The organism is Chlorobaculum tepidum TLS (genome assembly GCF_000006985.1).
GTDB classification, from domain to species: Bacteria; Bacteroidota; Chlorobiia; order Chlorobiales; family Chlorobiaceae; genus Chlorobaculum; species Chlorobaculum tepidum.
Genome location: NC_002932.3, coordinates 1552068 through 1564225 on the forward strand (window position 1 = coordinate 1552068; position 12158 = coordinate 1564225).

The 12158-nt window shown below is 59.2% G+C and carries 8 protein-coding genes; 5 read left to right on the plus strand and 3 right to left on the minus strand.

The window, feature by feature from the left end; translation table 11 throughout:
* Nucleotides 1-84 precede the first annotated feature (84 nt).
* Entirely contained in the window at nucleotides 85-1641 is a 1557-nt protein-coding gene (locus AYT24_RS07410) for a YifB family Mg chelatase-like AAA ATPase (RefSeq protein WP_010933305.1), read from the plus strand.
* 612 nt (nucleotides 1642-2253) lie between these two features.
* Here AYT24_RS07410 and AYT24_RS07415 read toward each other — a convergent pair.
* The 3 genes from AYT24_RS07415 to AYT24_RS07425 form a co-directional block, all read right to left on the minus strand.
* On the minus strand, nucleotides 2254-2499 hold the full coding sequence (locus tag AYT24_RS07415; protein WP_164927063.1) for a hypothetical protein: 246 nt from the start codon (nucleotides 2497-2499) through the stop codon (nucleotides 2254-2256).
* A 190-nt stretch (nucleotides 2500-2689) separates the two neighbouring features.
* On the minus strand, nucleotides 2690-4483 hold the full coding sequence (gene sppA, locus AYT24_RS07420) for a signal peptide peptidase SppA (RefSeq protein WP_010933308.1): 1794 nt from the start codon (nucleotides 4481-4483) through the stop codon (nucleotides 2690-2692).
* Nucleotides 4484-4497: 14 nt separating this feature from the next.
* A complete protein-coding gene (locus tag AYT24_RS07425) occupies nucleotides 4498-5481 on the minus strand; it encodes an ABC transporter ATP-binding protein (protein ID WP_010933309.1) in 984 nt (327 codons plus the stop codon).
* An 84-nt stretch (nucleotides 5482-5565) separates the two neighbouring features.
* Here AYT24_RS07425 and rsmI point away from each other — a divergent pair, with 84 nt between their 5' ends.
* From rsmI to leuS, 4 genes are all read left to right on the plus strand, one after another.
* Nucleotides 5566-6297 carry a 16S rRNA (cytidine(1402)-2'-O)-methyltransferase gene (gene rsmI / locus AYT24_RS07430; RefSeq protein ID WP_010933310.1) on the plus strand — a complete coding sequence of 244 codons (732 nt, stop codon included), beginning with the start codon at nucleotides 5566-5568 and terminating at the stop codon, nucleotides 6295-6297.
* On the plus strand, nucleotides 6281-7135 hold the full coding sequence (gene panC / locus AYT24_RS07435) for a pantoate--beta-alanine ligase (protein WP_010933311.1): 855 nt from the start codon (nucleotides 6281-6283) through the stop codon (nucleotides 7133-7135). The genes rsmI and panC overlap by 17 nt, the downstream gene beginning before the upstream one ends.
* Before the next feature lie 196 nt (nucleotides 7136-7331).
* A complete protein-coding gene (locus AYT24_RS07440) occupies nucleotides 7332-9533 on the plus strand; it encodes a polyribonucleotide nucleotidyltransferase (protein ID WP_010933313.1) in 2202 nt (733 codons plus the stop codon).
* Nucleotides 9534-9646: 113 nt separating this feature from the next.
* Nucleotides 9647-12070 (plus strand): leucine--tRNA ligase, encoded by a 2424-nt coding sequence (gene leuS, locus AYT24_RS07445; RefSeq protein ID WP_010933314.1) that lies wholly within the window; start codon nucleotides 9647-9649, stop codon nucleotides 12068-12070.
* The last annotated feature ends 88 nt before the right edge of the window (nucleotides 12071-12158 follow it).

The following is a 12158-nucleotide window of genomic DNA, read 5'->3' on the forward strand; positions in this document are numbered from 1 at the left end:
GTATAATCAGGCAAATGCGCTGGTTATCCCCCGACCCTTTTAGAACCGGCGCTGGCAGTGATCAACCCCTACTCATTGTCTCATATGCTTACCAAACTCTGCGCGGCGGCGCTGCTAGGTATCGACGCCCTGAAGGTCGAGATTGAAACGAATGTCTCTGGTGGTTTGCCGGCCTTCACGGTGGTCGGGCTGCCGGACAGCGCAATCAAGGAGAGCCGCGAGCGCATTCTGACCGCTATCCGCAACTCCGGCTTTGAGCTGCCGTCGAAAAAAATCACCGTCAACCTCGCACCTGCCGATGTCAAAAAAGAGGGCACGGCGTTCGATCTTGGCATCGCGGTCGGCCTGCTCGGCTCACTCGGTGAGATCAAGGGGCAGTTCGAGGATACCATCGTGCTGGGCGAGCTAGCGCTCGACGGATCAGTGCGGCGCATCAGCGGCACGTTGCCGATGGCCATAATGGCTGCGCGGGAAAACATCCGATGGATGATCGTGCCAAAGATGAACGCGGCGGAAGCTGCTGTAGCGATTTCGGCAATGGGCGCGGCAACGAAGGTGTTCGGCGTCGAAACGCTGGTCGAGGCTGCGGGGCTGCTCAGCGGCAACATCACGCCCGAACCGGTCAGTGTGAATGTCGCTGAACTGTTCGACTGCGAGCCGGATTACCCGGTCGATTTTGCCGAAATCAAGGGGCAGCTCGCCGCCAAAAAAGCGATCGAAATTTCCGCGGCAGGCGGACATAATCTGCTCATGATCGGCCCGCCCGGAAGCGGTAAAACACTGCTCGCCAAAGCGATTCCGGGCATTCTTCCGCCGCTCGGCTTTGAGGAGTCGCTTGAAACCACCAAAATCTACTCGGTATCGAGCCTGCTCGAACGCAACCGCCCGCTCATGATCACGCGCCCCTTCCGCAGTCCGCACCACACCACGAGCAACGTAGCGCTAATCGGCGGCGGTGCGCAGGCCAAGCCTGGCGAGGTGAGCCTGGCGCACAACGGCGTACTCTTCCTGGACGAGTTGCCGGAGTTCACCCGCAACGCGCTCGAAGTGCTGCGCCAGCCGCTCGAAGACCGCGAAGTAACCGTGGCCCGCGCGGCGCTCTCGACGCGCTACCCGGCGGGCTTCATGCTGGTGGCTGCAATGAACCCGAGTCCCGCCGGGCCGCTCAAGGATCGCGATGGCCTGCCGACCGCATCGCCGGAGCAGATCCGGCGCTACCTTTCCAAAATATCCGGCCCGCTGCTCGACCGCATCGACATCCACATCGACGTCCCAAAGGTGGAGAACATCGAGCTGTTCTCGAACAGTTCGGCGGAAAGTTCCGGCGAGATTCGCAAGCGGGTGATCGCGGCACGCGCCATCCAGCACGAGCGCTTCGCCTCGCTCCCCTCACCGCGCATCTTCACCAACGCGCAGATGAATTCGAAGCTGATCCGCAAGTTCTGCAAGCTTGACAAGGAGAGCGCCGAAAAGCTGATGGAGGCGATGAACCGCCTCAACCTCTCGGCCAGGGCGCACGACCGCATCCTCAAGGTAAGCCGCACCATCGCCGACCTCGAAGGCGCGGAACATATCGAAATGAAGCATTTGGTGCAGGGCATCCAGTACCGCAGCCTCGACCGCGAGTTCTGGAGCTTTTGAGAGAAAAGAGGACAGACTGGACGGATCAGGGGAAATGCGCCGCATGTCAGATGTTCAGAGAAAAAGAGCCTGCTTGGCTATATTAAGGACTTTATTGTCGCAAACGGATCACTCCGGCATACCCTGCTGCTTGCCGGAGCCCTTCTCGGCTCACCCCCGGTCATAGCTGCCGAACCGATCGAGGCAAGAATCGCCAGCCTCGAAAAAGAGCTTGCCGAGAGCTGAAGGCGCACACGACGTCAGCATCATCACCGGACAAACCTGGGGTCTGAACGGCTCTCTCATCCCGTTCGTGGATGACCCGGCAATCATGTGGAATGCGGGTAACATCAGGGGACGCCATCCGCAGCTTCGCCTCACCAAAGGGTTCAAGAGCGGCGAAAAGAGCCGGGTCGAGGTCGCCGTGGCGGTAGCGAGAACGATTGGCGAAACAAACGTAAGCGGGGCGGATTCCGGTAAAGACGCCACCATGCCTTCGATTCAGGGACATTTGGCTCTTTCAACGCACTCTTCGTCTCGGAGAAACCGGCAACCATCGCTGTTTCAGGCCATTACGAACAGGAGGAATGGGATACGGCGGCTAACGAAACGCATGAAACTCTCGACTCGTGGTCATGCGTGCTCGAACTGTCGCTGCCACTGGGCAACAAGCTGCTTTTTGCCAGTGAGCTTTTCACCGGAGAGAATCTCGACGATTACCGGAAAGGCATCGGTCAGGGCCGCAACGGCACCAAAGCCATCCGTTCGCACGGAGGCTGGGCTGCCCTGCGCTACGCGGCAAGCCCGGAGACGACGTTGAGCATCGGCGCTGGCATGGATGATCCCGATGACGATGACGTGCTGTCGATAACCGGCCAAACACTGAACGAAACGCAGTTCATCTCGGTGATGCACCGCCCATCACACCGAACTTCACTCTTGGCGGCCAGCTTTCGCACTGGAGAACCGACTACAAAGACGCCAAAGAGGGTGAGGCCGTCCGCGCCAGACTTCAGTCACCTACTCGTTCTGAGTTCTGACCTTTTCCGGGGCGATCAGCCGATCGCCCCTACTTTATCACCACTTCGACCGGATCGAGCGCCAGCACCTGGGGGGCATCGGTACGCAAAAGAAAGCGGGCGATGCCGGCGCCGGGCAAGCGAGAGAGCGGTTGCAATTGACCAAGCGACTCCCTGACCATTGCGGCAGTCAACGCCGAAACCATATCCGACGTATCACTGCCAAGCAGGTATTCAAGCCATGTTTTTTGGGCAGGCAGATAAAGCAGCGCCGGCTTGACCTCCTTCTTCACGCCGGCCAGCTTTTTGGCCTCCTGCACGGCGTCACCAAGACCACCAATCTGGTCGATGAGACCAACTTCCAGCGCGCGCTTGCCGCTCCACACCCGCCCTCCAGCCACGGCATCAACCTGCGCTGGTGTCATATGGCGTCCTTTCGCCACTTTGGCGATGAAATCCTCATAAACCGTACCGGTGAGCTCAACAAACTTGCGGAACGATGCGTCGTCAAACGCTCTGAATGGCGTTTCGGCGTCAGCGAAGCGGCCCCGGATGAGCACCTCGCGCCGGATGCCGGTCTTTTCGAGCAGGCTGCTCAAATCGGGCTTGAGCGAGAAAACGCCAATCGAACCGGTTATGGTGAGCGGTTCGGCAAAGATTTTGTCGCCAGCGAGCGCCACCATGTAGCCACCCGAAGCCGCCAAGCCGGACATCGAGGCCACAATCGGCTTTTTGGCTTTCGCCTCGTTGAGCAGTTCGAGCATCGTGGAGGCGGCAAGGGCATCGCCGCCAGGGCTATCGATCCGCAGCACGATCGCCTTGACCTTCAAGTCGTCGATCGCAGTCTGAAGCGCCTCCTTGACAGTAGCGACATCGGTTCCATCGCCCTCGCTCATACCGCCCGCACCGTCGCTCACGATCATGCCGGTAATGTTGATCACAGCAATCCGGTCGCCGCCTCCCTGCGGACGCATACCGCCAGTAGCGCCGAGATACTCCCGGCCTCCCACCAACAGCTCCGCTGCTGGCTTGTTCAAACGCCTTGCATACTCTTGTTCAAGTTCGCGTTCAGTGGCCACACGATCGATCAAATGAAGCCCAAGCGCTTTTTCAGGCGTCAACACGGCCAGCGAGTCAACCACCTTCCGGAAGGCATCCTTGCCGATGCGACGCTGCCGCGATACGGAGTCGAGATAATCGCTCCAGGCGTCATCGAGCAAGGCGTTGGTCTCTTCGAGATTCTCCGGGCTGGCCGAATTTCTGGTGAAGGTTTCGACGGCACTTTTATACTTTTTCCACTGCGCTGCCTGAAAGCTGACACCGAGCTTTTTGAGCGGATCGGCGACAAAGAACAGCTCGGCCTTAAGCCCGTCGAGCGTCATCCAGGAACCTTTCTGTACAATGATCGAATCGCAGGCGACGGCGAGCTGATAATCCTTGTCTTCAGGCGTGACAAGAAACGCTGTGACCTTTTTGCCCGATTTCCGCAAGGCGGCAATTGAACTTCTCAGCTCCTGTATCTTGGCAGGCGAGGCACCCAGACCATCGATCCTGAGCAGCACCGAATCGACACGGCGGTCAGTTTTCGCACGGTCAAGAATGGTCAGCAATTCCTCAAACGAGAGCAGATGGCGTCCTTTGCCAAAGGGGAATGGACCCGCATCCGGAGGGCGCTCATCGAGCTCTCCGGTCAACGGCACCGAGAGCACGAAGCGTGCGGGAAGACGATTGCTCCTCTGATGCACAAACCACCCTCCCAGTCCAACGAGCAGAAGCACGGCAACGACTGCCGTCAGGCACCCGGCGCGGAAACATCCGCCTTTTTTTCGGTTCTTGTCTGCCATATCGACGCAATAAATTACTGGTAAAGAAGACAGCTTACTTTGTGTGATGGCTCATCTTGCAACGACAGCAGTTCCGGCTCACGTTTCCGGCACTCCTCCATCGCGAATGGGCAACGGGGGTGAAAGCTGCACCCCTCCGGAATCGAGAGCGGTCCTGGAAGATCGCCCTTCAACACGATGCGTTCGCGCTGGTGACCAAGTTCAGGCATAGGAATGGCTGACAGCAACGCCTGCGTGTAGGGGTGCTTCGGATTGGCGTAGAGCGTTCCGGCATCGGCGATTTCAACAATCTTGCCGAGATACATCACCGCGACGCGATCCGAGATGTACTCGACCACCGAGAGGTCGTGCGCGATGAAAAGATAGGTCAGCCCCAGCTCGCGCTGCAAATCCTTGAGCAGGTTGATGATCTGCGACTGGATCGAGACATCGAGCGCCGAGACCGGCTCGTCGCAGATGATAAACGACGGGTTGACGGCAAGCGCCCTGGCGATGCCGACTCGCTGGCGCTGGCCGCCGGAGAACTCGTGCGGGTAGCGGCTGGCGTAGTCGCGATTGAGGCCCACCGTGTCAAGGAGCTGGTCGATTTTCTTGGCGGTGGCCTGGGTTCCTTTCGTAATACCATGCACCTTGAGCACCTCGCCAAGCGTCTGTCCAACGGTCAGGCGCGGATTAAGCGAGCCGAAGGGATCCTGGAAGATCATCTGCATCTCCGTGCGCAGCGGTCTGAACTCCCGGTTGCCAAGCCCGGTGATATCGCGGCCACGAAAGACGATCTTGCCTCCTTTCGAGGGCTGCACCAGCCGCACGATCGACCTGCCGAGGGTAGTCTTGCCGCAGCCCGACTCGCCGACCAGCCCGAGGGTCTCGCCCTTGAACACCTCGAACGACACGCCGTTGACCGCTCTGGCCACCTGCTTGCCACCCGCCAATCCGGAACTTCTGACCGGAAAATGCACCTTCAGGCCGCTGACTGAAAGGATCTGTTCACGCTGCATGGGCTTGCCTCAATCTGTTTCTCATAATTTTTACTATAATTATGGTCATAATATACAAGCTTCCCGAATAAAGGCCACTGCTGATTGAACTCCCGCGACGAACATAAAGGCACGCTCTACGTGGTGGCCACCCCGCTCGGCAATCTTGACGACATGACCTTTCGGGCAGTCAACACGTTGCGCAATGCAGGAGCCATCGCCTGCGAGGACACCCGACGCACCTCGATTCTGCTCAAACACTTCGGCATCGAGGGCAAGCGGCTGGTCAGCTACCACAGCTTCAACGAAGAGCGCGCCGTCCGGCAGGTAATCGAGCTGCTCGAAGAGGGTTCGGACGTGGCGCTGGTGACCGACGCAGGCACACCCGCCATCAGCGATCCCGGCTACACGATGGCCAGCGCCGCACACGCCGCAGGACTGCCGGTGGTGCCGGTGCCGGGTGCGAGCGCGTTGACGGCGGCGCTCTCGGTCTGTCCGCTGCCATCGAGCAGCTTTTTCTTCGCCGGATTTTTGCCGCACAAGAAAGGGCGCAAAAGCCGCCTCGAATTTCTCGCCTCCATCGACAGCACCATCGTACTGTACGAATCGCCGCACCGGATCGGGCGGCTGATGGAGGAGGTGAAGGAGCACTTTCCCGACGCGCAGGTGTTCGCCGCGCGAGAAATCACCAAGATGCACGAGGAGTACGTCACCGGCACGCCCGATGAACTGGCGAACCACTTCACCGGCCAGAAGCAGCGGGGCGAATTCGTCGTGGTCGTCCATCCGCCAGACAAACATTCAAAAAAGAGACAGGAACATGCAGATCATCAATGACCCCGCCGAGATGCAGAAGATCGCCGAAAAACTGCGTCTCCAGCACCAGTATATCGGCGTCGTCATGACGATGGGCGCGCTGCACGAGGGGCACCTGAGTCTGGTAAAACTTGCGAAAGCGCATGCCGGAACGGTCATTATGACCATCTTCGTCAACCCGACGCAATTCGGCCCGAACGAAGATTTTTACCGTTATCCAAGACCCTTCGAACAGGACGCCGCGCTGGCGCGTTCGGCAGGCGTTGACTACCTGTTTGCGCCTTCGACGGAAGCGATGTACCCGGATGGATACTCGACCAGCATCGATCCCGGCCCCATCGCCACGCGCTTCGAGGGCGCTTCCCGACCCGGCCACTTCGGCGGCATGGTTACGGTAGTGGTCAAACTGCTCGGCATCACGCGACCGCACCTGGCCGTCTTTGGCGAGAAGGACGCCCAGCAGCTCGCCATCATCCGGCGCGTGGTGACCGATCTGAACATCGGCACCACGATTCTCGGGGCTCCGATCGTGCGCGAAAGCGACGGGCTGGCCACCAGTTCGCGGAACATCTATCTCTCGTCGAACGAACGCCAGCAGGCAACGGTGCTTTACCGCGCCATCCGGTACGCGAAGATGGAGATCGACAAAGACCGCACCGATCTAGAGGCGATTGCTGGCGAAGCTGAAGCGCTGGTGCGTTCCGAGCCTGATGCCGAACCCGATTATCTCTGCTTTGTCGATGACGCCACTTTCGAGCCGGTCACGCAGGCGGTTACCGGCAAAGCCTACCGGCTCATCATGGCTGTGCGCATCGGTTCGACCAGGCTGATCGACAACTGGCGGTTTGACTATCAGTAATGCACAAAAGCGGAACCGCATGAAAGCGCTGCCGATACTGAAAGGCAACAAATTTATAGTATATTATTTGACTTTGTAATTTTTTGAATTGGCTTCGACCGCGACCGGCATCAAGAGCCCTGATTTCCCCAGCGAAACGGCATCGCCCCGAAGGTCCAGCGAAGAGGTTCATCACTTTTAACCACAACAGATTTCAATGTTTATCAAAAAAAAGATCGATCTTGGACACGGTAAGGTAATCACGATCGAAACCGGAAAAATGGCCAAACAGGCCGACGGCTCGGCGGTCGTCACAATGAACGACACCATGGTGCTCGCCACGGTGGTTTCAAGCAAAACACCTCCGTCGCCGAATCAGGACTTCTTCCCGCTCCAGGTCGAATACCGCGAAAAATATTCCGCAGCCGGCAAGTTCCCCGGAGGCTTCTTCAAGCGCGAAGGCCGCCCCTCCGAAAAGGAGATTCTCTCCGCCCGCCTGATCGACCGCGCCCTGCGCCCGCTCTTCCCTGACGGTTACTATCAGGAGACCCAGATCATCATCTCGGTCATCTCCTCCGACACGATCAATGACGCCGACGTGCTTGGCGGCATCGCCGCTTCAGCCGCCATCATGGTCTCCGACATTCCGTTCGCCAACCCGATGTCCGAGGTTCGCGTCGGGCGCATCAACGGACTCTTCATCGTCAACCCCGACATCAACGAGCTGGCGCAAAGCGACATGGACATCTGCATCGGCGGCACCGAGGACACCATCTGTATGCTCGAGGGCGAGATGAAGGAGATCTCCGAAGCCGAGATGCTCGACGCCATCAAATTCGGCCACGACGCCATCAAGAAAATTTGCGCCCTCCAGCGCGAACTCGCCGCAGAGGTAGCCAAGCCCAAACGGCCATTCTCTCCGACCGTCGCGCCGGACGAGCTGGTCAATTTCGTTGAAGAGCACTGCTCAGCCGAGCTGAAAGCTTTGGCCTACACCCCGCTCGCCAAGGAGGAGCGCGCCGAAAAGACCAAAGCCATCTACACGCAAACCATCAGGAAAACCCTCACGCACTTCACCGACCGCGTCGGCCCCGATCAGATCGAAGCCGATCCCACCAGCGCGTTCTGCCTGAACGAACACATGATCGAAGAGTGCATCCATGCCGTCGAAAAGAAGGTGATGCGCCACATGATTCTCGATGACGGCAAGCGCCTCGACGGCCGTACACTCGAACAGGTTCGCCCGATCAGCATCGAGCTGGGCCTCATTCCGAGGGCTCACGGTTCAGCGCTCTTCACTCGCGGCGAAACGCAGGCACTCGTCACGCTGACGCTGGGCACCAAGAAGGACGCCCAGTCGGTCGATACGCTGACTGACGACAAGGACAAGCGGTTCATGCTGCACTACAACTTCCCACCCTTCTCAGTCGGCGAAATCGGCAGGGTCGGCGGTGCCGGACGGCGTGAAATCGGCCACGGCAACCTCGCCGAGCGCGCCATCAAAATGGTGATGCCATCCGAGCAGGAGTTCCCCTACACCGTGCGCCTCGTCTCGGACATCCTCGAATCGAACGGTTCGTCCTCGATGGCCTCGGTCTGCGGCGGCACGCTGGCCGCGATGGACGGTGGCATTCCGCTCAAGAAACCGGTCTCCGGCATCGCAATGGGCCTCATCAAGGAGGGCGACCGCTACGCCGTGCTCTCCGACATTCTCGGCAACGAGGATCATCTCGGCGACATGGACTTCAAGGTGGCAGGCACCCGTGACGGCATTACCGCCTGCCAGATGGACATCAAGATCGACGGCCTCGACTACCACATCCTCGAAACCGCGCTCGAGCAGGCTCGCAAAGGTCGCTTGCACATCCTCGACGTCATGGCCGAGGCGATTCCCGAGTCGCGTGCAGACATCGGTAAATACGCACCGCGCCTCACCACCATCCAGATTCCGGTGGACGCCATCGGCATGGTGATCGGCAAGGGCGGCGAAACCATCCGCAGCATCACCGAGGAGACCGGCGCAGAGATCAACATCGACGACGACGGCACGGTCACCATCGCCTGCTCCAGCCCCGAAGCCACCAAAGCGGCGGTCGAAACCATCAAGACCCTCGTCTCCAAGCCGGAGGTCGGCACAATCTACATGGGCAAGGTTCGCGACATCCGCGACGAGCTCGGCGCCTTCGTCGAGTTCCTGCCAAAAACCGACGGTCTGGTGCACATCTCGGAGATTGCCCGCGAACGTATCGCCAAGGTGAGCGACGTGCTCAAGGTGGGTGACCGGATCAAGGTGAAGCTGATCGACGTGCGCAAGGATCCCCGCACCGGCAAGACCAAGTTCGCCCTCTCGATCAAGGCGCTACTCGACACCGACCAGCAAGCCGAAACGAACGGCGAAGCAAAGCCGGCAAGAGACTGAACGCAGCGAAACTGAAACCAAGGCAGTGCGGGGGAAATAACCCTGCACTGCCTTTTTTCATTACCGGCGCGGGATTATCTTCCCGGCAACATTTTCGAACAGACCAACGACTCATGAAATACGACTTTTCAGCTTTAGAGAAAAAGTGGCAGTCCCGTTGGGCAGATGAGCAGACCTTTGCCTCCTCCGCCGACCAAGAGAAGCCAAAATATTACGTGCTCGACATGTTCCCCTATCCGAGCGGTTCGGGACTGCACGTCGGCCACCTCGAAGGCTATACGGCCACCGACATCATGGCGCGCTACAAGCGCTGCCAAGGCCACAACGTGCTGCACCCGATGGGCTGGGACGCCTTCGGCCTGCCCGCCGAGCAGTTCGCCATCAAGACCGGCACCCACCCGCGCCTGACAACCGAAAAGAACGTCGCCAGCTTCCGGGAGACCCTCAAGAGCATGGGCTTCTCCTACGACTGGAGCCGCGAGATCAACACCACCGACCCGAACTACTTCAAGTGGACGCAGTGGATTTTCCTCAAGCTCTACGAAAAAGGGCTAGCCTACATCTCGGAGGTGGACGTCAACTGGTGCGAAGAGCTGAAAGTGGTGCTGGCCAACGAAGAGGTGGACGAGAAAATCGCTGACGGCTACACTGTGGTGCGCCGCCCACTGCGCCAGTGGGTGCTGAAGATCACCGCCTACGCCGAGCGGCTGCTGAAGGATCTGGACGAGGTTGACTGGCCGGAGAACGTCAAGCAGATGCAGCGCAACTGGATCGGGCGCTCTGAGGGCATGGAGATCGACTTCGAGCTGCGGTGCCACCGCACCAACCTGCGGGTCTATACCACCCGTCCGGACACGCTTTTTGGCGCGACGTATCTCGTCATTTCGCCGGAGCACCCGATGGCCGAAAAGCTCGCCATCGCCCAGCAGCTCGTCGCGGTCAAAAAATATATCGAACAGGCGAAGCTCAAAACCGAGCTGGAGCGTACCGGTTTGCAGAAAGAAAAAACCGGCGTCTTCACCGGCTCCTACGCGATCAATCCGGCCAACGGCGAGGCGCTGCCGGTCTGGATTTCGGACTTCGTGCTCACCAGCTACGGCACCGGCGCGATCATGTCCGTCCCGGCGCACGACAGCCGCGACTGGGAGTTCGCAAAAAAATTCGGCCTGCCGATCCGCGAAGTCATCAAAAGCCCGCATGACGTGCAGGAGAGGGTGTTTGACGGCAAGGAGAGCGTTTGCGTGAACTCCGCGAACGACGAAATCAGCATCAACGGCCTCGACTTCAAAACCGCCTTCGACCGCATGGCCGCCTGGCTGGAGTCGAAAGGCAAGGGCAAACGCAAGGTCAACTACAAGTTGCGCGACTGGGTCTTCAGCCGCCAGCGCTACTGGGGCGAGCCAATCCCGATCAAGCATTACGAAGACGGCACGATGCGCCCCGAAACCAACCTGCCGCTTACGCTTCCGGAGGTCGAAGCTTACCAGCCCACCTCGACTGGCGAGTCGCCGCTGGCCAACATCGAGAGCTGGCTCTACGGCGAGGACGAACATGGAAAGTTCCGCCGCGAGACCAACACCATGCCGCAGTGGGCTGGAAGCTGCTGGTACTACCTACGCTTCATCGATCCGCAGAACAGCGACGCGCTGGTCGATCCGTCGCTCGAACAGTACTGGATGAACGTCGATCTCTACATCGGCGGCGCGGAGCACGCAGTGCTGCACCTGCTCTACTCACGCTTCTGGCACAAGGTGCTCTACGACCTCGGCGTGGTGAGCACCAAAGAGCCGTTCCAGCGCCTCTTCAACCAGGGCATGATTCTCGGCGAAGACAACGAAAAGATGTCCAAATCGCGCGGCAACGTCATCCCCGCCGACCACGTGCTGAGCACCTACGGCGCGGACGCACTGAGGCTCTACGAAATGTTCCTCGGCCCGCTTGACCAGGTCAAGCCCTGGAACACCCACGGCATCGAAGGCATCAGCCGCTTTTTGAACAAGGTGTGGCGACTGGTCTGGGACGAAAACACCGAGACGCAGAAAACCACCGAGGACAAACCGTCGGAAGCCATCCTCAAACGGATGCACAAAGCGATCAAAAAGGTGACCGAAGATACCGAGCAGCTCAAATTCAACACCGCCATTTCGGAGATGATGGTACTGGTCAACGAGCTGCACAAGGCGGGCTGCTACAGCCGCGAGACGACTGAAACCCTGCTGGTGCTGCTCTCACCTTTCGCACCGCACATCACCGAGGAGCTGTGGCAGGCGCTCGGCCACGCCGAATCGATCAGCGGAGCTGTATGGCCGGTCTTCGACGCGAAGCTTGCAACGGACGACGTGCTCACCATCGCCGTGCAGGTCAACGGCAAGCTCCGCGGTACGTTTGAAGCTCCCGCGGGCTGCACGAAAGAGGAGATGATCGAGTCGGCCAAAAAGGTCGAAAGCGTTGCGAAGTTCCTCGACGGGCAGCAGATCGTCAAGGAGATCGCCGTGCCCGGCAAGCTAGTGAACTTCGCCGTAAAACCGCAACAATGACAACGAAGCGATGAGATGAGGTTCTTAGTGTGATCAATTTTTTTCTGTAACTTCTTAATCACGATAATACAAGGGGTTCGGCAGGCCC

Excerpts from the sequence above, each read along its gene's own strand:
- AYT24_RS07410 (WP_010933305.1), top strand. The coding sequence starts at position 85 with ATGCTTACCAAACTCTGCGCGGCGGCGCTGCTAGGTATCGACGCCCTG.
- sppA (WP_010933308.1), bottom strand. The coding sequence starts at position 4,483 with ATGGCAGACAAGAACCGAAAAAAAGGCGGATGTTTCCGCGCCGGGTGC.
- AYT24_RS07425 (WP_010933309.1), bottom strand. The coding sequence starts at position 5,481 with ATGCAGCGTGAACAGATCCTTTCAGTCAGCGGCCTGAAGGTGCATTTT.
- panC (WP_010933311.1), top strand. The coding sequence starts at position 6,281 with ATGCAGATCATCAATGACCCCGCCGAGATGCAGAAGATCGCCGAAAAA.
- AYT24_RS07440 (WP_010933313.1), top strand. The coding sequence starts at position 7,332 with ATGTTTATCAAAAAAAAGATCGATCTTGGACACGGTAAGGTAATCACG.
- leuS (WP_010933314.1), top strand. The coding sequence starts at position 9,647 with ATGAAATACGACTTTTCAGCTTTAGAGAAAAAGTGGCAGTCCCGTTGG.